We start from the raw sequence: 20,976 nt of genomic DNA, 5'->3' as shown, positions 1-20,976 counted from the left end.
TCAGTCTTCCGTGGGATCGACGCCTTTTTGCAGCTTGCGGACGAGATCCTTCACCTCGTGGGCCTGGCGCATGTCTTTGAACTGCACCTCGATGCCGGCGTTGGCGGCGGTGGAGAAGTCGATGGTGCCGAGGCCGAGGAGGCCTTTGAGACCGGACTCGTACACGTCGATGCTGCGGATGTCGCAGATGCGTGCTTCCTTGGAACTGCGGCCGATGATGCCCCAGATCAGCTCCACGCGTTCGCGGGTGACGATGTAGTCGTGCGAGTAGCGGGCGATGCCGATGGCGATGAGCGTGGACGAAGAGCACAGCAGGGCGATGACAGCGTATTCGAGCTGGATGGCAAACAGCAGGCCGGCGGCGATGAGGAGCAGCAGGACGAGAAAGAGGGCCTTGGTGTAACCAAGCCAGGAAGGATGCGCGTGATGCAGAATGACCTCGCCGCTGGGCGTGTAGTTGAAATCATCATCTTCGCCTTCCACATCTTCGATGATTTCCTCCTCTTCAAAGCCATCGGCATCGGGGCTGATCTCGCGGTAAGCGGGGCGGTCGAGGCGCGACTGGCCGCTGCTGGCGCTGGGACGGCGCATGCCGCTGACGACTTCGCCCACGGTGTGGGTGAGGCCGGTGTCTTCATCAACGCACATCTCGCCACGGGCAAGGGAGCCACGCGCGACGAGCGTGTAGAGATCCTCTTTCGACAGCGGTTCGCCAAAGGCCGGATGGTTCTGAAGCGTGTAGCGTGCGGGCATGATGACAGGCGATGGCGGCATGGAAGCACAGGCTGGCAGCCTGTGTCACGCACGATCACTCTGCATCGGGCGCGGGCGGGAGCAAATCTTCGCGTTTCATTAAATCGGCGACCTTGAGCAGCAGCAGCTCGCCTTTGGGCGTGCGGACGATTTCGCCGAGGTAGGGCGTGAGACGGTCCGTCTCGGCGACAGCGGAGTGAACCATGCTGGCGAGGATGCGCTGGTCGTGCCGGTTGGGCGGGAAGACATTGCTGATGCGGAACATCACCTGGCCGCTGTCCCACTCGAGTTCGAAGTTGCCGAGGTTCAGCTCCTTGTTGGTGCGCATGATGAGTTCACTCACAGCAAGGCGGTGCGAGGCAGGAACCTGGAGCGAGGAGAGGGCCACGACGCTGGCTATGTGCGTCTCGCCGAAGACCTGCATGTGCAGCGGGATTTTCGCGTGATGCGCCTCGAAATCGGACTCGATCACTTCCTGGCCAGTGACTTCGCGGTAGTGCCAGCCCATTTCCTTGAAGGTGCTGAGTGCGACGGCGTAAAGGGCGGACACGACAGTATGAAAAGCTGAAATAGGAAAAGCTGAAATCTGAAAGTTTTTCAGATGGTCGGGGCGGCCAGATTCGAACTGACGACTTCTTGCTCCCAAAGCAAGCGCTCTACCAGGCTGAGCTACGCCCCGAAATGTGTTTCCCGTACTCCTATGAGGAGCGAGGGGCCGCGATAGTGGCGCTGTTTGAGATCGAAGCAAGGGGAAAGGCGGATGGAAAATGACGAATGTCTCAGCGGCGGGCGGCATTCAGCGTCACGGTGCCGCTGAAGTTGCCGAGAAGCTGGCGTTCCCACCACTCGCCGGAAACTTTTTGCGCTTCGGGCGGGGTGAAGTGGTAGCGGTAGAGCCGGGCGCGGACGTGGGTGATTTTTTCGACGGGGAAGGGCGGTGGTTCGAGCAGATCCCACACGGGCTGCTTGTGCTGGAGCAGAGCGGTGAGGAACTGGCCGAACCAGTGCATGGGGGAGTTTGGGTTGGCATCGCGCTGCGGATCGTAGCCGGGGTAGAGCGCGGCAAACCACATCTGCCAGTCGAGCCGGGGCTGGTGCGGGGCGATGAAGCGGGGCGCGATCTTCGGATCGCCGGGCTTGTATTTGAAATCGAGCGGCAGGAAGAGCGCGCCGTCGTCGCTGACTTCCAGAAGGATCTCCGGGCGCTCCTCGGTCATGTCCTGAAAGAGGCCGTAGGCGTTGAAGCTGCGCGTGCTGGCGATGGGGGCGTCGAATTTTTCGTGCAGGGCTGTGGGAAGCACGGGCTTGAAGCCGCGAATGCGTGCTGCGAGGAAGGATTCGGCGGCGAGGAGGGTGAACAGCACCACGGGCGTGACTGCGACGAACGCGGGCCATTGCGTCCAGCGCAGGAGGGACGGGCGCGGGGCCTCGGCGTCGATGCGCAGCCAGCGTCGCACGAATTTCGGCCACCAGCGGTCGTCCAGCAGCGTGAGGGCGAGGGCGACGGTGAGGCAGTTGAAGAAATTGTAGTTCCCGGTGACCGAGATCATCACCATGAGGAAGACAAAGCCGAGCGCGGCGATCAAGCGGCCCCAGCGACCGGCGAAGATGGCAAATGGCAGGACAAGCTCGATGCCATACATGATCCAGCAGCTTGCCACGTGGAACCAGCGCGGCCAGTGATGCGCGAGCCACGACCAACCGTTCGGCAGCGGCTGCGTTTCGTAGTGGTAGAGCAGCGCTGTCATGTTTTCCCACGGCAGATCGCCGCCGCCGATCTTGACGTAGCCGGAGAGGAACATCAGGCGGAACAAAAGCCAGTGGAGAAGGAAGATCGAGCCGCGCGGCGGCTCGGTAAGGCCGCGAAACGACCACCGTCGCCACGGTGCGACGAACAGCGCGAGGAATCCGGCCTCCAGCAGCAGCGCATCCCACTGGTAGCCCATGAAGATGTCGCCCGTGGTGGCGAAGGAGAGATAACCGAACCATAGCAGCGCCAGCAGCGGTCCCTGCGCCACCCCGGCCATCACCAGCACGCAAAGGATGCCGCAGGCGATCAGGCAGCCATGCGCGAAGGCATCGCTGTAATGCCAGTGGAACACGCCCGGGAACTGCCAGAACAGCGTCTTGTGCTCGCGCTCCTCGAAGGCGTGGACGTTTTCGAGCAGGTTCTTCGCGGGCAGGATGCCGTTCTCGCCCACCAGCCCGTCATATTGCAGGCCCCAGGAGACGAAGGCGATGAGATAGATCGCTGCGAGCAAACGCGGAAACAGCCAGCGGACGACGGTGTAGCGTCCGCGATGGGATTCGAGCCAGGAGAACGGGTTCATGGCGTCCAATCGACTTCTACAGAACAATTTGCAGCCAGTGAAGCCAAAATGTCTTTTGCTTTGTTACGGTGGTGCAGGTGTGTGAGGGCCTTGGAAATAAAATCATGCAGGGCGAGGCCGTTTCCCAAGTTCCATTTTCTATTTTCTGCCGAAAAGCTTGGGAAGGGCCAACGACGATGCACATACCAACAGCGTTTCATCATCCAGTTTATAGATGTGCTTGTCGTTAATGATAAGCGTGTCTCCATTAATTAATTCGGCATGCCCTATCTTTTTACCGTTCTTTTTCATCCAGGTAAAAGTTAGTTGGGATGAATACATCGAAAGCGGCATTTTCCCGGGCTCCCACAACCCCAGAAATTCTGGTTTGTTATTAAGAAAGAATGTGCGCAACAATTTCAAATCTTCTTTTTTCTCCGCTCTAAAGTCGATTTTGTGCCCCCCGTCTTCATGGACATACAGTCCCTTCACGTGGCAGACCGATGATTCGTCGAACAAATGCCCCACCATCAGTTGATAATTGCTCTTGGACTCCTGGCCAATTGCTATGGTAAGGAAAAATAAGCATGAAAGCAACAGCATCGCTTCAGGTTTGTTTTTGGTATGGAATGCATTCATTGCGGAGGAATCGAATATTCAGAACCTGCTGTCGCTGAGTGGTGAAATCTAGCTCTGTTTCAACAGTGAATCGCCTTCCTTGGATTCACATCAATCACCCGCTTCAACTCCTCCTCGCTCATTCCAAGCTGCTCATACGCGTTCGCTTTGATGCGCGGGACGGTGACGGTGCTGCCGACGAAGTGGGTGGCATCGGGGGAGCGGGCGACGAGGTCGTCGCCGATGAGGATGTCCCAGCCGGCGAGGGTGTAGCGGCCGGGGCCGAGGCGGGCGGCGGAGATGCAATCGGTGACGAAGATGGTGCGGTCGAGGCCGATGCCACGCAGCCAGTTTTTCAGCACGAAGAAGGGCACGTGGACACCGTCGGGGATGAAGCAGAGCCAGAGGCGGTCGTGCAGGCTGAGGGCGCGCTGGATGATGTTGTCGTGGCGGTGCATCTGCACGGGGCAGCCGTTGCCGAGATGGGTGAACATGCTCAAACCGGCATCGCAGGCGGCGTTGAGCTGATCAAGCGAGGGATCGCAGTGGCCGGCGGCGACGGTGACGCCCTGTGCGGCGAGGAAGGCAGTGGTTTTGCTGCCCTCATCGTGCTCGGGGGCGAGGGTGACGAGCTTGGCGAGGCCCCCGGCGGCGGCGAGCAGGCGTTTGGCGTCGTCGATGTTGGCCGGTTTCACGGCGTGGGACGGATGGGCGCCGACGTAGCCTTTGATGGGGTTGATGAACGGCCCCTCGATGTGGATGCCGGTGATGATGCGGCGGGCGAGTTCGTCTTTTTCGCGCAATTCGACGAGTTTGCCGATGCGATGCTCCAGAGTGGGGATTTCATCGGTGATGAAGGTGGCGAGGATGTTGTCGCAGCCGTCTTCAAGGAGGCACTCGCAGGCGTGGTGGAGGGCTTCGGCGGTGAGGGCGTCGCCGTTGAAGTCGGTGCCAGCGTAGCCATTGACCTGGAGATCGAAGGGTTTCATGCGGGCCATTGGAGCGGTTTTGCCGGGAGGAAGCAAGGCCCGGCGGTGATGGGTTTTGGTATGAATGTCACGTCGGAGGTCAAGGGGTGGTCAAGAGGTCAAGGAAGGGTCAAGGGGGTGGATTGGGGTGTGTAGCCCCCGTCTTGACCCCCTTGACGAGGCTTGACCCTTCCTTGACCCGCTCCTGCCCTCTTGACCTCCGTCCCGCTTTCCCCTTTATTTCCAGTGTTTACAAGCCGTCCTGATCGGCATAAAACATGCTTTGCACCCTGCGTCTCCCGATCTGACGCGGCGCGCCTGACATTTTCACCCACTTTCTGACTCCCGGCCCATGATTGATCTTATCTCCAAAGGCGGACCGCTGGTCTGGCTCCTGATCGGGTGCTTGTGCTTCGCCGGAGCGATCTTCATTGAGCGGCTGGCCTACTTTCATCGGGCGAGCATGAACATCGGTGAGTTTCTGGCCGGACTGGCGAGTCTGATTCGCCGCAAAAACTTCGCCGAGGCGCTGCAGGAGTGTGTGGCGACGCGGGTGCCGGCAGGGCGGGTGATCCATGCGGCGCTGCTGCGGCACCATGCGCCGCGTGAGCAGCTCAAAGAAATCGTGCAGGAGGCGGGGCAGCTTGAAGTGCCGCGTCTGGAGCGTTTCCTCGGCATCCTGAACGCCATCGCGCATGCAGCCCCGCTCATCGGCCTGCTGGGCACTGTGATCGGCCTGCTGGACAGTTTTACCAGCCTGTCCTCCGCCAATGGCGTCGCGACGCACGCGGATGTGGCACGCGGGGTGTATCAGAGCCTGATCACCTCGGCCCTCGGCCTCGTGGTGGCGATTCCGGCCTACCTGTCTTTTGCTTTCCTCAGCGCCCGTGCCCGCTCTTTGATGCATGACCTGGAGCGCGCAGGCATTGAGATCGTGAATCTGATCGAAGACGCGAACAGCACCGACAACATCGTGGAGTTCCGCCAGGCGGAAGCGGCACCTCTGGCGACGAAAACGCGTACGCGTGGACTGAAGGGATGATTTTTCGCAGCGCAGTTCTGGCCGGCCCAACCATTCACCGCCTGCCGACAGTGCGCTTTTCGCCATATCGACCATGAAGCTCGAGAGCCACCTGCCCAAGCAAAGTCCCTGGCTGTACACGGTGCCATTGCTGAACACGATTCTGCTGCTGCTGGTGTATTTCCTTTTCACCAGCGACTTTGTGGTGCAGTCCGGCATCAAGGTGGATCATCCGCACTCGAATTCGCGGCTGACCGGCTTTGACCGCGCACACATCATCACGGTGCCCGCTGGAATGGAGAACGCGCTCTTCTTTGACGGAGCGCGCGCGACCACGGCGGAACTGCGTGAAAAACTCAAGGCCAACCGGGAAGGCGAACGCCGCGCCATCATTCACGCTGACAAGCAGGCGCCCCATGGCCGCGTGATCGAGATCGGCAACATCGCGCTCGAACTCGGCTACGAGGTTGCCTATTCCACCGTGCCGCCGAAATCCTGACACGCCGCTGTTCAAGATGTCCACGAAATCGCATCCACACGAACCGCTGATCTTCGCCTGGGGTGTGCGTGATCACTCCACGTGGCACCTGGTGGCGGCGCTGCTGCTGCTGATGGGCGGGATAGCGGGGTTCTTTTTTGTCTTTCGCATCGTGCATCCCGTGACGCAGCGCTTGCCCACCACGCCGCAGCATGTGATCTCGCTTGATCCGCGTGATCCGGCGGCGCTGGCGTTGATCCACCGGGCGCAGGACCGCAGCTTTGCGTTGTTGAGTGACACGGACAATGCCCTGCCGCTGGACAATCCGCTGCTGGCGTTTAGTCCCTCGTTTGAAGGCCATCAAATCAAGCTGCGCGAACCGGCACCCACCACTGCGGTGACGCAGCAGCCGCGGTTGTTCACCGCCGCGTCGGATGTTCTGCCGCCGGTGCCGCGCCGTGCCAGCGCACCTGTCACCGCATCGCCTGCGGCGACATTGCGTGCCATCATGAGTCCGGTGCTGGCGAAACGCGGCCCCGCGAGCGTGGAACTGGCCGGCATCAATCTCACGCAGCCGACGCGTGTGCAGTTCCGCGTCGCCATCGGCTCCGCCGGGCAGATCGTCACCGCATTGCCGCTGGGCAGTGCTGAAGATGCCGAGCTCATGAAGCAGCTCCACGCCGCCGTCAGCGCGCTGCGGTTTGCACCTTCCGAGGTGCGGCGTGTCGAGTGGGGTGAAATCTCCTTCCGCTGGGAGGTGGCTGCCGCTCCATGATTCCGATTCCGCTCGGTGGGTTGATCATACTGTTCATGGCCGTCGGTGTGACGGTGGTGTGCGCCTTGTGGTTCCACAGTTTCTGGCGTGATCGAAAACGCGAGGTGTATCGCCGCCGCATCGCCATCCAGTGCCGCATCTGCGGCACGGCCTATGCTTGCGAGCCAAAACGCAAGATCGCCGTCACCATCTGCCCGGTGTGCCGGACGCCGAACGAGCGCAACAAGCTGCAGCAGATTTAAGCTGCCGCGTGGATCAGGCTTGCATTTGCATCCGCAAATCGGCGACATTGGCGCATCTCAATGTCTTCCCGCGCATCCCATACCTCCGCTGACGCCATGCTGCCCGCCACCACCGCCCAGCAAGCCTCCCAGCAGATCGAAACGATCATCCAGCGCGTGTCGCAGATCATCCTGGGCAAGGAGGACGTGGTGCGCCTCGCGGTGACGTGCCTGCTGGCACGCGGGCATCTGCTGCTGGAGGATCAGCCCGGCGTGGGAAAGACGATGCTTTCGCAGGCGCTCGCGCAGGCGCTGGGCCTCGGCTTCCGCCGCGTGCAGTTCACCAGCGATCTGCTGCCTGCCGACATCCTCGGCGCGTCGATTTATGATCGCGACACGGCCGCGTTTCATTTTCACCGCGGCCCGGTCTTCACGCAGGTCTTGCTGGCGGATGAAATCAACCGCGCCACGCCCAAAACACAGTCCGCACTGCTGGAAGCGATGGAGGAGGGCAGGGTGACTGCCGATGGTGCCACGCATGCGCTGCCAGAGCCGTTCTTTGTCATCGCCACGCAGAATCCCTCCACGCAAGTCGGCACCTTCATGCTGCCGGAGTCGCAGTTGGACCGCTTCTTGATGCGGCTGGCGCTCGGTGTGCCGGACCGCACCGCCGAACGCCGGCTGCTGGAAGGTCAGGAACGGCGCGAGTTGCTGCGCGTGATGCAGCCAGCGATGTCGCTGCTTGAATTGCAGCAGTTGCAGACCTGGACGCGCGCAGTGTACGCAGCGCCTGCCTTGCTCGATTATTTGCAGGATCTGCTGGCAGTCAGCCGCGTGCATGGGCGAGGACTGTCACCGCGTGCCGGGCTGGCGGTGCTGGCAGCGGCGCGTGCATGGGCCCTGCTCAGCGGGCGTGCGATGGTGCTGCCGGAGGACATTCAAGCCGTTGGTTTCGCCGTCATGGGTCATCGTCTGGAGCATGTCGCCGATGGCATGAGCGGTCCCGAACTGGCGCGGCAGTTGATCGCCGAAACACCTGTGCCGTGATGCGATGAAAGTGCGCGTGCGCTGGAACCGACACACGCTGGCGCTGCTGGCCATCGTGGCGGGCATGTGGTATGCGGCGGAGGCGCAGTCGAACGGTGCCGCGCATCTGATCGCGCTGCTCACGGCCACGATGGGCGCGCTCTCCTGGCTGCACGCGCGGGCGAATCTGCGCGGATTGAGCGTTCGTCTCGTCGGTGCCAAGCCTGCGGCGCAGGATGAAACGATTCGCATTCCGGTGGAACTGCGAGCCACCGGGGCTGTCGCGCCCTGCGGACTTGAAGTGCTCGTCATCGGGGCGGGGGCCTCGATGTTTGTCGAGCGCGTACCTTCAGGGGGCGCGGTGCTGGTCGATCTTCCGCCTCCGGTGCAGCATGGTGGCGGTGCCTTGCGCCTTTTGGTGCGCAGCGTTTATCCAATGGGACTGTTCACGGCGGAAAGCGTGGTGGAAACAGCGTGGGTGCGGCGTGTTCATCCCAAACCTGCGGGTGACCTGCCTCTGCCGGCGGCGGATTCTTCGCGGCAGGGAGATGCGGTCGTCGTTTCCACGGCAAGAGCGCAGACCAGCGGCGGTGATGACTTTGCTGGCTTGCGCGAATGGCGCGCGGGTGATTCACCGCGTCACATCGACTGGCGTGCGATGGCTCGCGGTGGTCCGCTGATGGTCAAATCATGGAGTTCGGCGGTTCATGGCGTCGTCGTGCTCGATTGGAATGCGTTGGCGTTGGACAATGCCGCCCGCGCTTCTCAAATCGCCCGCTGGATGGAAATCTGCGAGGGCGACGGCAGGCCCTATGAGCTGCGAATGCCCGGTCTCACCCTCCGTGCCGGTCTTGGCTCTGCGCACCTGCGGCGCTGTCTCGACGTGCTGGCCACGCAAGCGACCGCCGATGCCGGGACGGCGGTTTCAAGTGAGTTGAAAGCAGGGAAGGGTGTTAGCGAGATCCGTTTCGAGCAATCCTCGCATCTTCCGGCGCGTCCTCTGTTGTTCCTGAGCCTCGCGTTGCTGCTGGCGCTCTTGCCGTTGCGCGGCTACATCGCCACCTCCGGACTGGTGGTGTGCGCGTTGTGCTTGATCTGGCGCGGCGTGCTGCGCAGGGCCGTGCCGCATGTACTGGTGCGTGCTGGAGTCATCGCCGCAGGGATCACGGCGGTTTATTTCGAGTATGGCGAGTTGCAAGGCATGGAGCCTGGCATTGCGCTGCTTCTCGTGCTGGCTGGCGCAAAGATGTTGGAAAGCCGCGCGCCGCGCGAGTTTCAGGTGCTTGCGCTCATCGGCTGGTTTCTGGCCTTTTGCGCCATCCTTTTGGAAAACCATCTCTCCCGCTCCGTGTGGGCGATGGCGGTGCTGCTGCTCATCGCCGCGTGCATGGTGCGTTTCCGCCGCAGTTCACCCGGAGCACGCGAACCGGTGCGGGTCACCGCCACGCTGTTCGCGCAGGCATTGCCGCTCGCGCTGATGCTGTTTTTTGTGTTTCCACGCGGTTTGCTCGACCTGGGAGCCGCGCTGGGCCGCAGCCGGTTTGGTGAGACCGGAATCGACAACACACTCGATCCCGGCAGCATCGCCAGAGTGGCCTTGAGCACGGACGTGGCCTTCCGCGTGCGGTTTCCCGATGGCGAACCACCGCAGAATGGAAATCTCTACTGGCGCTGCCTTACGCTGTGGGACTGCGACGGCCTGCGTTGGACGCGTGGCGAGCGCCTCGGCTACATGCCGATGCTGTCGGCAAAAAAAAGCGCCAATGACGTGCGCCAGATCATCGACCTGGAGGCGCATGGCAGGACGTGGCTGCCAGCGCTCGATCTGCCGCTCAGCGCCACGATGCGCGGCATGCGGTTGTCTCCTGAGTTCGATCAAACCCTCGTCTCTCCCGGGCCGGTGCGTAGTTCGGAGCGCATCGAAGTCTTTTCACGTCTCGAACAGCCTCCTCCGCGTGATCTGCCGGACCATCACCGCGAAGCCGCGCTGCAACTGCCTGAAAATGTTTCACCGCGTCTCAAACAGCTCACCGACTACTGGGAATCCGTGGCGCAAAATGACGAGCAGGTCGTCCAGCTTGCGCTGAATTACCTGCGCACACAGGGCTTCACCTACACACTGGAGCCGGGCGAGTATGCGGGGCCGGGCGGGCTTGAGGAATTCTTCCTGAACGGCCGCACTGGATTCTGTGAACACTTCAGCGCCAGCTTTGCCACGCTCATGCGCATGGCGGGTGTTCCATCGCGGCTCGTGGTCGGCTATCTCGGGGGTGAATTTTCCGATCACAACGGCGGCTACCTCATCGTGAAGCAGAGCGATGTACATGCGTGGACCGAAGTGTGGCTGGAGCGCTATGGCTGGTTGCGCATTGATCCCACTGCCGCGCTTGCCCCGGATCGCGTGAACATCGACTTGCGCTCCTTTCTCGCTGGCGGGGCCGAGGAGGCGGAACGCCAGCGCCGTAGCCTGTGGGGGCGCACCGCGCAGCGCTTCCGCCTGCTGTGGGACAGCGTCAGCTACGCCTGGCAAAATCAGGTGATCGATTACAACCAGGAGGCTCAGCGTGGCGTGTTGGAGCGTTTCGGGTTGCGTCAAAGCAGGGCGTTACTGCTTCTCATCAGCGCTGCCGTTGTTTTCACGGTCGGTGTGCTTGTCGCTTGGTGGCTTCGACGACCGGCGCGTCATGCCGATCCATGGATGCGCGCCTGGCAGCGCGTGTGCCGGAAACTCGCCAAGGCAGGTGTGCGTCCGCGTCTGGTGAATGAAGGTCCGTTCGCTTATGCCGAGCGTGTTTCAGCGCTGCGCCCGGATCTTGCCGGAACCATCACGCCGCTGGCCGAGATGTATGCCGCCGGTCGTTATGGTCCTCAACGTGAGCGCCTGGACGAGTTCAAAAAACGGCTTTCAGGCTTCAAGCCTCGCAGAATTTGATGGTGCGCGACGCAGGTTCGAACCCTGCCGTGTGAAGGCAATGCTCTACCACTGAGCTAATCGCGCGGAATTTTCCGGGGCGCAGTCTTTACGCGGACTTGGCGGCGTGGGCAACCGGAAAAATCAGCGGAGAGCCAAGGGCAAAGGGCCAAGAGATCGTGGTAAGTCAGGCGGTCTCAAAGACCGATGAAAACAACGTACAATGTCCAGTCTCAGGCTCTTTTGCTCTACGCTCTCCTCAGCCGGAACTGCCGCAGATACTGGAACGGCGTGAGGCCCATGTGGCGATGAAAGTGGTGGGTGAAGGCGCTTTGATCGCAGAAACCAAGGTCGCGGGCCACGTCGGCGATCTGCGCGCGCTCCTGTTGCAGCGCCTCACACGCGGCCTGGATGCGCAGTTTCATGATGAAGGCCTGCGGGCTGGCGCCGAAGGTCTCGACGAACTTGCGGTGCAACTGGCGTGGCGAGAGATGCACGATCTGCGCGAGTTCAGTGATGGAAACGCCGGTGCGGAAATGCTCGCGGATGTAGGCGAGAGCGCGGTCGATTTGCAAATAAGGCTGCAGCACCTGCTTCTTGCCCTCAAAGCTCTGCACGGTGCCCATGATGCCGATGACGCGGCCTTTTTCATCCATGAGTGGCAGCTTGTTCGTCACAAACCAGTCCGGGATGCCCTGATCAGTGAAGAACAGCTCGACGATGTTGAGCTTGGGCTTGCCAGTGGTCAGCACCTCCTCGTCATCGCGGCGGAAATTCTCCGCGAGGCGTGCGGGAAAGAGATCGAAGTCGTTTTTGCCGACGATGCCGGATTCTTCGGCGATGCCGAAGCGGTCCATGAAACGGTGGCTGGCACACATGAAACGGAACTCGCTGTCTTTCGCGAAGAAGGCGAGGTCGGGCAGGTGATCGAACAACCGGTAGAATGGAGTGTCCGCACTGACACGGCGGATGAAACGCTCGCGCAGTGCGGATGGGGACTCAAGGCGTGATGAACGGCTGCTCACGCGCTTGATTTAGCATGCGCCGTCAAAAACGCAGCCGGAATCCCGCGTAAGCGCCGGTACGCATGGAGGGGAAGCCTAGCACTTCGGAGTAGCGCTCTCCCAGGAGGTTCTCCACGCGGCCGAAGATTTCGAGGTTCTTGCAGACTTCGTAGCTGGCCGTCAAACGCAGGCGCAGGTAGTCCTCGACATCGGCCTGAGCGGGACCGAAGCCGTCTTCGCGGTCGATGATGTAGAGTGCACCCAGGCCGAGGCGGAACTTGGGCACGGGCTTGACCCACACCTCGCCGGAAAGCGTGTGGCGCGGCCTGCGCACGAGGCGTGTGCCGGCGGTGATGTCGTCGGCGTCGAGGTAAGTGTATTGCGCGTTGAAACCGAAGCTATCACAGGGCTGCCAGTTGAACGCGGCTTCCAAGCCCCGCGTGCGCGCCTGATTGATCTGCTGAAGCAGGAACAGGGCGGGGTCGAACACGATGAGGTTGCGGATGTCGTTGCGGAAGTAGGTGAGGCTCACCGTGGCTTGGTTGTTCGCAAACGGCTGCTCGATGCCAAATTCAAATCCCGTGCTCCGCTCGGGATTGTTGAAGGCGGGATTGCCGAACAGCGCCGCCTCACGGTTCTGCGGACTCGCAGGGGCAAAGGCGGTGCCGTAATTGGCATGCAGCACGGTTTGTGTCCAGGGCATGCGCCAGCTCGTGCCTGCGCGCCAGGTGGTGGCATTGCCGAAGTCGGAGTAGCTGTCGTGGCGGATGCCGCCGAGCACGTTCCAACCGGGCAGGATCTCCGCCTGTGATTGCAGGAAGACGGCCCAGTTGGTCTCCGCCTGATCCACGTCATAGGAGTTGCCGCCGGGATTGAAGATGCCGGGAGCATCGTTGTTGTAGCGCGAGTAGCCAAGATCCTGAAGCCATGAGCCGGCGGTGATCGTCCATTGGTCGGTGGCTTTGAACACGCTCTGGTATTCCCAGAAGTGACTGCGTGAGGTGATGCGGTTGTTGCCGCCGCCGAAGTTGTAGCCCGTGGCCGCCTGCCGGAAATTGCCGAACTGATAGGTCAGCGACTGCGTCCAGCGGTCGGTGGTTTCCCAGACCAAACGCGGAGAGAGGCTCCAGAACTCGGTGAGCACATGGTTGTCAGGATCGTTGGCTCCGAAACCCGTGCTTGCGAAGGGATCGCCGACATCCGCATTGTAATAACGCAGGTCGAGGTCGAAGCGCAGCGTGTCGGCGAGCTGGGCACCGAACTTGGCGGCGCTGTTGTTCAACTGCATCTGGCTGTTCACGCGGTAACCCTGCGTGTCCGTGCGGCTGAGTTCCAGACTCCAGTCATAGATGCCTGCGGAGCCACGTGTCCCGAGACTCTCGCGTGAGAAACCGTAGCTGCCGCCTTCCCATGAGAGCGTGGTTTCAGGTTTCTTCAGACCACGACCACTGCGGGTGATGATGTTGATCACACCACCGAGTGTTTTGCCGCCATAAAGACTGGCAGCAGGGCCGCGCAGCACTTCGATGCGTTCGACATTGTCGAGCGCCATCGTTTCGATGTTGTAGAGGCCGGCGAGGTTCGCGGGCACGGGGCGCCCGTCGATGACGACGAGCGTCTGGTCGCTGTTGGCCCCGCGCAGGAAGATGCCGTTGGTGGAACCGGGAGTGCCTCGGTCGGCAATGACCAGGCCTGGAACCTGCCTCAGTGCATCAGGCAGCATTTTGAGCTGCTGCTCGTCGATCTTTTTGCGGTCGATGACCGTGACGCTGCTGGCGGTGCGCCAGGATTCGGTTTCGGTTTTCGTCGCGGTGATGACGCGTTCCGGCATGACGCCGGCTTTTTTGGGCGTTTCGGCGCTCAGTTTGAAGATGAAGCCGAATAAGAGGGCCGTGAGCGTGAGGCTGCGGCCACGAGGGATGTGGATGAACATGGGTATTGGGTTTTCATTGGTTCGATGAAATCATCCGCGCACCGCCACTTGGCGGGTCGGATGACATGTTCGCAGCGAGATGTTCGGACTCCGGGTTTATGCAGCGTATGACCGCCGCTCCTCGCCTCCGCCTTCACCAAGGATTGCTCCCGATTGGCTTTGCTCCGTGCGTTTGAGCACGAATGGAGGTCTGTAACCCGATACCGCAGCGCCACTGTGGCCGGTTCTCACGGCCTTCCCTGCATCTGCGAACGGAAAGAAAACGGGAGGCACCGCATGGATGCTTCCCGCCATGAGCGCCTCATAAACGTCACATGGGTGAGGGGCAAATGGAAATACGGAGCGCACGTATCCCACGTGTCGTTGTTCGGGGTGTGTCCGAAAGTTTGTGTTCCGGTTCAGCGGGGTGCCTTCGACTGGGTGCGAATGTCGCCCAAGACCAGATACAGCCTCAACGAGCAGCAGTTCAGACTGTGGCGGATGAGATGCACGGTGCAGGTCTGCACACTGGCCTCGGAGAAGACGGAGATGGAAAATCCATGATGGCCAGCGACCGTCAACCACGGTCATCCGGGGCAACAAGGATGGGGACGAGGCTGTGCTAGGTGATGTTCAGGTCCTTGCGCGCCACGGCGATGGAAATGGCGTAGCCGCCCATGACATCGATGAGCGACATGAGGCCGAGGAGAAGGAAGACGTTAGTGCCAGCCCCGGCTACGACGAGGAACTCGACGATGAAGATGATGAACACCAGCATGGAGAGGAGATGCTCCAGGGTGGAGTGCTGGGTGGTGCGGGTGGACTTCAGTATTTCGATGAAGAGCAGGGCGAGTCCGCTGGCGATCATGACTTCATTCCAGCCGGCGGACCATTGCGCGCCGGAAATGAGCGTTGCCTGCCATAGAGGCTGTGCAGGCGGGAGCCGAAAGTCGTGCCCCATCTGCAGGGCGACATTGTACGCCAGCAGCGCGAGTGCGAGCATGGGGAGGCTACGGATGAGGCCGGGCTTGGAGCGTGACGGGAGAGTGCTGAGGGTATTCATGGCAGAGAGGGGGGGAGCCGATGACGAATGACGAGAACAGGGCTCGCTCCTGCTGTTTCAGAGGCCCATGTTGCCGAGCACGACGGCGGTGCGGTTGAGGAAGGCGGTGACCTCGGGATGCGCGGCTTCGAGTTCCGCCAGGGCCGCAGGCCAAGTGGTGGACGTGTTCTCCGGCTCTGCCTGTGTGACGAGGGCGAGCAGGCGTGCCCTGGCTGAGGGCGGGAGATCGACATCGCTTTCGAGCCGGGTTCGGAGGTGCTGAAGGAGTTCGGGGTTCATGGGTTGCTGCTGGGGTGGCCGCCTGCGAGCGGCCCGTGTTTTAACGGGTGGGTGGCTTGGTAGAGCGCTTGAGGCCTGATTTCGTGGCCGATTTGAAGGTGAGGGCGGCCTGCGGATTGGCTTTCGCGGCCGTTGGGGTGGCCTTGGCACTGCGGGGTTTCTTGATGGACGCAGTTTTACTGGCCTGAGGCTGCGTCTTGACCTGCTGCTCGGCCTGGAGCCAGAAGTCCACGTCCTGTCCGGTGGGGCGGTTGGCCTGCTGCCACAGGTGGTAGGCACGGGCATGGATGGGCTCAAACGGTGGCGGGGGCACGGGAAGGGTTGGCTTTTTCATGGAGTGAGAGTCGAGGCACCGGAGGGCGCGACAGAGGAGAATGACGCAGGAATCCGGCGTGAGCCATGGGGTGTACACCCCGTCCGGATTTGCTCGGCTCTGGACTGCGGCGAGAGGAGAACGAAAGCGGCAAGCAGAGAAGGGAGAGCCGAGACGACTGGCGGGAGTGAATCAAACGGTGAGCGGTGAAGACGGTTTTGACTGACCGCTGGTTACCGGTGACTGTTGACCACTGGTGGGCGAGAGAAATCAATGTCCGTTATCCATCGTCAACCACAGTGAACGGAGAGGATGACGGGACGCGGATGGTTCAGCGCCGGTTCTTGTCGTTGAAACTGGCGACGACGCGGGCGGCTTCGCGGTTTTCGGCCTTTTCTTTGAGATCCTGGCGCTGGTCGCCATGGCTTTTGCCTTTGCCGACGCCGATCTCGAACTTGATGCGATGGCCTTTCCAGTAGGCGCGCAAAACGGGGAGGGCGAGGCCCTTCTGCTGCGTCTGGGCGAGCAGTTTCATGATTTCGTTTTTGTGCAGCAGGAGACGGCGGGAGCGGCGTGGCTCGTGGGTCTCGTGGCTGGCCTTGTCGTAGGTCTGGATGTCGCAGCCGTAGAGCCAGACCTGGCCGCGCTCGACGCGGGCGAAGGCGTCGGAGATGTTGAGTTTGCCGAGGCGGATGGATTTGACCTCGGTGCCACGGAGCTCGATGCCGGCCTCGTATTTTTCGAGGATGTGGTAGTCGCGCGCGGCTTTGCGGTTCGTGGCGATCTCGGACATAGGTCGCACGCGGTGAACCGCTGGTGCTGACACGGGCTGGCGGCGCTGCCGGGAGGGGCAGGGGTTGGCCTAGACGTTGTCGATGTTGGCGACGGTGATCTTGCCCTGGATGATTTCGAGGAGGGCGAGGTCGGCTTCACGGAGACCCGGACGGCGCTCGACGAGGGGAGCACGGCCCAAGGCGATCTGACGGACTCGCTTGGAGACCATGTTGATCAGGATGGGGGGATCTTTGACGATTTGCGCGGCTTGTTCGACGAGGTCAGCTCTCATGAGGGAAAGTGGGGCTGGGATTGGGGGGCGGAGGATAGAGGTGGAGCGCTGTGGTGCAACTGTTATGTTCCTGCATTTCCCCTTGCGGAAACGGGGGTGGTACTGTCTCATCGGCGCTCGATTTTGACTCATGAAGAAAGCGCTCATCACCGGCATCACAGGACAGGACGGCTCGTATCTCACGGAATTGCTGCTCGCGAAGGGCTATGAGGTGCATGGGATCATCCGCCGGGCGTCGTCATTCAACACCGGGCGGCTGGAGCACCTGTTCAGCCCGGAATCGCACCTGCCGGCGAACCAACTGCATCTGCACTATGGGGATCTGATGGATTCGGTGGCGTTGGTGAAGCTGCTCTATGAGTTGAAGCCGGACGAGGTGTATAATTTGGGCGCACAGAGCCATGTGCGGGTGTCATTTGACGTGCCGGAGAGCACCGGTGACATCGTGGGCCTGGGGACGCAGCGCATCCTGGAGGCGATCCGCGAGACGGGGCTGGTGGGGAAGGTGCGCTTCTATCAGGCGTCGTCGTCGGAGATGTTTGGCAAGGTGCAGGAGGTGCCGCAGGTGGAGACGACGCCGTTCTGGCCGCGTTCGCCGTATGCCTGCGCGAAAGTTTACGGTCACTGGCTGACGGTGAACTATCGCGAGAGCTACGGGCTGCATGCGAGCAGCGGGATTCTTTTCAACCACGAGAGTCCGCGACGCGGGGAGACCTTCGTGACACGCAAGATCACGCGTGCGGCGACGCGCATCAAAGTGGGCCTGCAGGACAAGCTGTTCCTGGGGAACATGGACGCGAAGCGCGACTGGGGCTACGCGAAGGATTATGTGGAGATGATGTGGATGATGCTCCAGCAGGACGAGCCGGACGATTACGTGATCGCGACGAACGAGACGCACAGCGTGAAGGAGTTTGTGCAGGAGACGTTTGGCGCGCTCGGCCTGGACTGGGAGAAGCACGTGAAGTACGACGCGCGCTACGAGCGCCCGGCGGAGGTGGACCTGCTCATCGGTGATCCGGCGAAGGCGCGGAAGAAGCTGGGCTGGGAGCCGAAGGTGAAGTTCAAGGAACTGGTGCAGATCATGGTGGCCGCCGATCTCAAGATGGCGAAGCATGAGCTGGCGGTGAAGAACACGACGGCTGAGTGATCGGATGACTGGCAGGCGTTTGAAAGGGACCTTATGAAGAAGATCGGAGTCGGTATCATTGGAGGCGGCCTGATGGGCCGTGAAATGGCGAGCGCCTTCGCACGCTGGTGCGCGCTGATGGATGTGGAGGTGCAGCCGGAGCTGGTGGCGGTGGCCGACCTGGTGGAGGACGTGCGGAACTGGTTCCGCCGGATTCCTTCCTGCACGCAGATCACGGGGGACTATCAGGAACTGCTGGCGAATCCGGCGGTGGACGTGGTCTATGTGGCGGTGCCGCACCATTTGCATGAGAAGCTCTACTGCGATGTGCTGGCGGCGGGGAAGGACTTGTTCGCGGAGAAGCCGTTCGGGATTGATCTGGCCTCAGCGAGACGCATCGCGGCAGCGGCGAAGTCTTCGGGACGCTTCGTGCGCTGCAGCTCGGAGTTTCCCTTCCTGCCGGCGGCGCAGCGCGTGATGCAGGCGGCCACGGGTGGAAAGCTGGGGCGCGTGCTGGAAGTGGTGTCGGGCTTTCATCACAGCAGCGATCTGGATGCGACGAAGCCGGCGAACTGGAAACGCAAGTCGGCGATGTGTGGCGAGATAGGCGTGTTGGGAGACTTGGGCATGCACGCCTGCCACATTCCTTTGCGCCTGGGCTGGAAGCCGCGGCGTCTGTTTGCACAACTTCAGAAGGGCCATCCCCAACGGCCGGACGGCAAGGGGGGCATGGCGGATTGCGACACTTGGGACAACGCCTTGCTGCATTGCTGGACGGAGATCGCGGGCCATGAGGTGCCGCTGCGTCTGGAGATGAAACGCATGGCTCCGGGCGAGACGAACACTTGGTTCATCGAAGTTCTCGGCACGGATGGAGGGGTGCGATACAGCACGAAGGAGCCGAAGACGTTGTGGGTGTTTGAGAACGGCAAAGAGCAGTTCTGGAAGAAGACGGATCTCGGTTTCGGCATGCCGTTCAAGACGGTCACCGGGGGGATTTTTGAACCCGGATTTCCCGATGTGATCCAGCAGATGTGGGCGGCTTACTTGATGGAGAGAGCGGGGCTGCTGGGAAGCCGATTTGGCTGCGCTACGGTCGAGGAGGCGGTGGCGACCCAGGAAATTTTCGCTGCTGCGCTGGAGTCGCACCGCCAAAGTATCGTGAAAACTCTATGAGCCCCACTGCTCAGCTATTTCGATTTGAAGCTTCGCTTGTCGAGATGATGTGCGGGTAATCGATAAGCTGGATCAGGGGGATGCTATAGCGGGCGGCAATCGCATCTGCCTCGGATTCCGGATAATCATCCCGGAAATAAACCTCCTTCACGCCGTAGGCACACAGCATCTGCATGCAACTCGTGCAGGGCTTGGTGGTGCAGGCGACGAGCTTGACGTTTCCTCGCGTGAAAAGACTGCACAAATTCACCTCGGCATGAAGCATGTATTTACGCCGTGCATCACGGTCAACCCAGAAATCAGGATCGGCATTATAACCGGGTGCCAGGCCGTTGTAGGCCGTCCCGATCACCCTGTTGTCAAAGTCGATGGCAACAGCCCCGACTTTCCGAAAGGGATCCTCGGAACGCAGGCTGGCCACATAAGCCAAAGCCATGGCATATTGGGGAATGGTAAGTCGTGTGGTGGAGGAGAGAATTTCAGAGGTCATGAGAGCACATGATTTCCGAGGGGAGCAGCATCAAGAAAGCTGAAATATGTTTTTAGTGCTAGTTTGGTTTTAACCCGGATTATGCAATGGAGTAAACGAATGGAGGTGGACGGGCTTCGATTTGGCGGAAGATGGCGTCCATCCAGGGACGCTTTTTGCGGGGCAGTGAGAGCTTGAGCACCCGTTTGCGAGCGTGCTGGCTGACCCAGCCGCCTATTGCAAAGCAATAGGATCTCAGCGTCGCCAAGGTGGCTTGGTTGTGACTGTTGAGCCCAAAGTGCCGGAACAGGCTCATCAGATTGTAGGCCACCATGATGAAGCGGAACGAGGCCTCCGTGGCCCAAAAGTCTTGCAGACAGAAGGCGTCGAGGCCGAAGTCCTGCTTTAGCTCCTTGATCCGATTCTCGCAGTCGGCTCGCGAGTTGTAAATGTTCCAGACCTGATCGAGCGGCAGGTCGAGATTGGTCACATACAGGCTGAAGCGGTAGTCGGGCAGGTCATCAAAGAGCAGCTTGCCCCCGGCCTGCGGACGGCGACTCATTTCCTTGCGCACCACGATGTGCCGACGCGCTCTAGCCTTCGGATCGGCGGGCTGATGCCGCCACTCTTTGACCGCGATGCCTGGGCAGACCTCCACCCAGTCTTTCATGCCGTGGACCTCGTGCTTGAGGTTGGAGTAGGCTCGGGCGGCGATGATGTAGTTGATGCCGCGCTCTTCCAGCGCTCTCAAGATTTCGTCGGTGTAAAAGCCGCTGTCGCCACGCACCAGGCCCACCTTCATGCCTGCCATCGCCTCATCGAAGGTCTCGCGCATGAACTCCACGCAGTTGGAGCACGCCGCCGTGTTGCCCGGGCGCAGCCACGCATTGGCCACCATGCGTGTCTGGCTGATGAAGGCCATGAGCGGATGGTGCGAGTTGCGCCCTTTGCGGTTGGGGTTGTAGCCCTTGGCCGAGCCTTCCTGATTGCCATCGCGCGTGATGACCGTGCTGTCGAAATCCACCGTCACCGCGCCCACGTTGATCTGCGCGAAGAACCACCGCTGCAAGGCCGGGAACACCGTCGTGTTGCGCGCCTGGGAGAACTTGCCGAAGAACCGGCTGTAAGTGCTTTGGCTCGGCAGGCTCTCATAGCCAAAAATGGCCGCCAACGTTTGATCCTGGCGCAACCAGTCGCAGTGGATGTAACGGCTGGCTCCCGTCCAGATCCCGAGCCAAAAGCTTTCGATGATCTGCACCGGATCATAGGCACGGTTGGATCCACCTTGAGGCAGATCCAGGGTGGCCAGATGCTCGAGGATGCCGGTCTGGTCGACAAAACGCTTCATCAGCGCCATGCCGCCAAAGGGCGTCACCGGCTTGTCAGAGTATTCAATGGGCAGGTTCACCATCACGGTGATCATTGCATACTCGTCAATCCCTTGGTCTGACAAGCGCTCCGCCTCTTTGCACGTCTTCTATTGCA

Annotated in this window: 22 protein-coding genes, 2 tRNA genes and 1 riboswitch; of the genes, 8 read left to right on the top strand and 16 right to left on the bottom strand. The window is 61.2% G+C overall.

Annotation, left to right across the window (positions count from 1 at the left end; translation table 11 throughout):
• The 6 genes from U1A53_RS18705 to U1A53_RS18680 all read right to left on the bottom strand — a co-directional run bounded on the left by U1A53_RS18705 (nucleotide 1) and on the right by U1A53_RS18680 (nucleotide 4,669).
• Complete coding sequence (locus U1A53_RS18705; RefSeq protein WP_322283340.1) at nucleotides 1-753, bottom strand: PH domain-containing protein; 753 nt, start codon at nucleotides 751-753, stop codon at nucleotides 1-3.
• Nucleotides 754-808: 55 nt separating this feature from the next.
• Nucleotides 809-1,303 (bottom strand): hypothetical protein, encoded by a 495-nt coding sequence (locus tag U1A53_RS18700; protein ID WP_322283338.1) that lies wholly within the window; start codon nucleotides 1,301-1,303, stop codon nucleotides 809-811.
• A 52-nt stretch (nucleotides 1,304-1,355) separates the two neighbouring features.
• Nucleotides 1,356-1,432: transfer RNA gene (locus U1A53_RS18695), tRNA-Pro, on the bottom strand.
• Nucleotides 1,433-1,532: 100 nt separating this feature from the next.
• The gene (locus U1A53_RS18690; RefSeq protein WP_322283337.1) at nucleotides 1,533-3,083 is read right to left on the bottom strand and encodes a lipase maturation factor family protein; all 1,551 of its coding nucleotides are present in this window, start codon (nucleotides 3,081-3,083) and stop codon (nucleotides 1,533-1,535) included.
• A gap of 138 nt (nucleotides 3,084-3,221) precedes the next feature.
• A complete protein-coding gene (locus tag U1A53_RS18685; RefSeq protein ID WP_322283335.1) occupies nucleotides 3,222-3,701 on the bottom strand; it encodes a hypothetical protein in 480 nt (159 codons plus the stop codon).
• A gap of 59 nt (nucleotides 3,702-3,760) precedes the next feature.
• On the bottom strand, nucleotides 3,761-4,669 hold the full coding sequence (locus U1A53_RS18680) for an N-acetylglucosamine-6-phosphate deacetylase (protein WP_322283333.1): 909 nt from the start codon (nucleotides 4,667-4,669) through the stop codon (nucleotides 3,761-3,763).
• A gap of 331 nt (nucleotides 4,670-5,000) precedes the next feature.
• Here U1A53_RS18680 and U1A53_RS18675 point away from each other — a divergent pair, with 331 nt between their 5' ends.
• The 6 genes from U1A53_RS18675 (at nucleotide 5,001) to U1A53_RS18650 (ending at nucleotide 11,101) form a co-directional block, all read left to right on the top strand.
• Complete coding sequence (locus U1A53_RS18675; RefSeq protein WP_322283332.1) at nucleotides 5,001-5,690, top strand: MotA/TolQ/ExbB proton channel family protein; 690 nt, start codon at nucleotides 5,001-5,003, stop codon at nucleotides 5,688-5,690.
• Nucleotides 5,691-5,763: 73 nt separating this feature from the next.
• Nucleotides 5,764-6,168, top strand: coding sequence for a biopolymer transporter ExbD (locus U1A53_RS18670; RefSeq protein ID WP_322283331.1), 405 nt, complete (start codon nucleotides 5,764-5,766; stop codon nucleotides 6,166-6,168).
• Between the two features lie 16 nt (nucleotides 6,169-6,184).
• Entirely contained in the window at nucleotides 6,185-6,922 is a 738-nt protein-coding gene (locus tag U1A53_RS18665; protein ID WP_322283329.1) for a hypothetical protein, read from the top strand.
• On the top strand, nucleotides 6,919-7,164 hold the full coding sequence (locus U1A53_RS18660) for a hypothetical protein (protein ID WP_322283327.1): 246 nt from the start codon (nucleotides 6,919-6,921) through the stop codon (nucleotides 7,162-7,164). The genes U1A53_RS18665 and U1A53_RS18660 overlap by 4 nt, the downstream gene beginning before the upstream one ends.
• Nucleotides 7,165-7,260: 96 nt before the next feature.
• The gene (locus tag U1A53_RS18655) at nucleotides 7,261-8,190 is read left to right on the top strand and encodes an AAA family ATPase (RefSeq protein ID WP_322283323.1); all 930 of its coding nucleotides are present in this window, start codon (nucleotides 7,261-7,263) and stop codon (nucleotides 8,188-8,190) included.
• A 16-nt stretch (nucleotides 8,191-8,206) separates the two neighbouring features.
• The gene (locus U1A53_RS18650; protein WP_322283320.1) at nucleotides 8,207-11,101 is read left to right on the top strand and encodes a transglutaminaseTgpA domain-containing protein; all 2,895 of its coding nucleotides are present in this window, start codon (nucleotides 8,207-8,209) and stop codon (nucleotides 11,099-11,101) included.
• Here U1A53_RS18650 and U1A53_RS18645 read toward each other — a convergent pair.
• The 8 genes from U1A53_RS18645 to U1A53_RS18610 form a co-directional block, all read right to left on the bottom strand.
• Nucleotides 11,102-11,167, bottom strand: a tRNA-Val gene (locus tag U1A53_RS18645).
• Between the two features lie 161 nt (nucleotides 11,168-11,328).
• Complete coding sequence (locus U1A53_RS18640) at nucleotides 11,329-12,105, bottom strand: AraC family transcriptional regulator (RefSeq protein ID WP_322283318.1); 777 nt, start codon at nucleotides 12,103-12,105, stop codon at nucleotides 11,329-11,331.
• A 22-nt stretch (nucleotides 12,106-12,127) separates the two neighbouring features.
• Nucleotides 12,128-14,017, bottom strand: a complete 1,890-nt coding sequence (locus U1A53_RS18635) for a TonB-dependent receptor (protein WP_322283317.1) — start codon at nucleotides 14,015-14,017, stop codon at nucleotides 12,128-12,130.
• 55 nt (nucleotides 14,018-14,072) lie between these two features.
• Nucleotides 14,073-14,309, bottom strand: a riboswitch (cobalamin riboswitch).
• Between the two features lie 309 nt (nucleotides 14,310-14,618).
• On the bottom strand, nucleotides 14,619-15,059 hold the full coding sequence (locus tag U1A53_RS18630) for a hypothetical protein (RefSeq protein WP_322283315.1): 441 nt from the start codon (nucleotides 15,057-15,059) through the stop codon (nucleotides 14,619-14,621).
• A 57-nt stretch (nucleotides 15,060-15,116) separates the two neighbouring features.
• Nucleotides 15,117-15,338: a DUF4404 family protein gene (locus U1A53_RS18625; RefSeq protein ID WP_322283313.1), complete on the bottom strand. Its 222-nt coding sequence runs from the start codon at nucleotides 15,336-15,338 to the stop codon at nucleotides 15,117-15,119.
• 40 nt (nucleotides 15,339-15,378) lie between these two features.
• Nucleotides 15,379-15,672, bottom strand: coding sequence for a DUF2934 domain-containing protein (locus U1A53_RS18620; protein ID WP_322283311.1), 294 nt, complete (start codon nucleotides 15,670-15,672; stop codon nucleotides 15,379-15,381).
• Between the two features lie 310 nt (nucleotides 15,673-15,982).
• Entirely contained in the window at nucleotides 15,983-16,444 is a 462-nt protein-coding gene (smpB, locus tag U1A53_RS18615; protein ID WP_322283310.1) for an SsrA-binding protein SmpB, read from the bottom strand.
• Between the two features lie 69 nt (nucleotides 16,445-16,513).
• Nucleotides 16,514-16,717, bottom strand: coding sequence for a DNA-directed RNA polymerase subunit omega (locus U1A53_RS18610; RefSeq protein ID WP_322283307.1), 204 nt, complete (start codon nucleotides 16,715-16,717; stop codon nucleotides 16,514-16,516).
• Between the two features lie 130 nt (nucleotides 16,718-16,847).
• Between U1A53_RS18610 and gmd the strand changes: the two genes are divergently transcribed.
• Both gmd and U1A53_RS18600 read left to right on the top strand, forming a co-directional pair.
• Nucleotides 16,848-17,867, top strand: a complete 1,020-nt coding sequence (gene gmd / locus U1A53_RS18605) for a GDP-mannose 4,6-dehydratase (protein ID WP_322283305.1) — start codon at nucleotides 16,848-16,850, stop codon at nucleotides 17,865-17,867.
• A 33-nt stretch (nucleotides 17,868-17,900) separates the two neighbouring features.
• Nucleotides 17,901-19,022 carry a Gfo/Idh/MocA family oxidoreductase gene (locus U1A53_RS18600; protein WP_322283303.1) on the top strand — a complete coding sequence of 374 codons (1,122 nt, stop codon included), beginning with the start codon at nucleotides 17,901-17,903 and terminating at the stop codon, nucleotides 19,020-19,022.
• 10 nt (nucleotides 19,023-19,032) lie between these two features.
• Here U1A53_RS18600 and U1A53_RS18595 read toward each other — a convergent pair whose 3' ends face one another.
• A complete protein-coding gene (locus tag U1A53_RS18595; RefSeq protein WP_322283301.1) occupies nucleotides 19,033-19,512 on the bottom strand; it encodes a deoxycytidylate deaminase in 480 nt (159 codons plus the stop codon).
• 79 nt (nucleotides 19,513-19,591) lie between these two features.
• On the bottom strand, nucleotides 19,592-20,902 hold the full coding sequence (locus tag U1A53_RS18590) for an IS1380 family transposase (protein ID WP_322283299.1): 1,311 nt from the start codon (nucleotides 20,900-20,902) through the stop codon (nucleotides 19,592-19,594).
• Between the last annotated feature and the right edge of the window lie 74 nt (nucleotides 20,903-20,976).

The organism is Prosthecobacter sp., from assembly GCF_034366625.1.
Lineage (GTDB): Bacteria > Verrucomicrobiota > Verrucomicrobiia > Verrucomicrobiales > Verrucomicrobiaceae > Prosthecobacter.
This window is presented reverse-complemented; position numbering and strand designations above follow the sequence as displayed.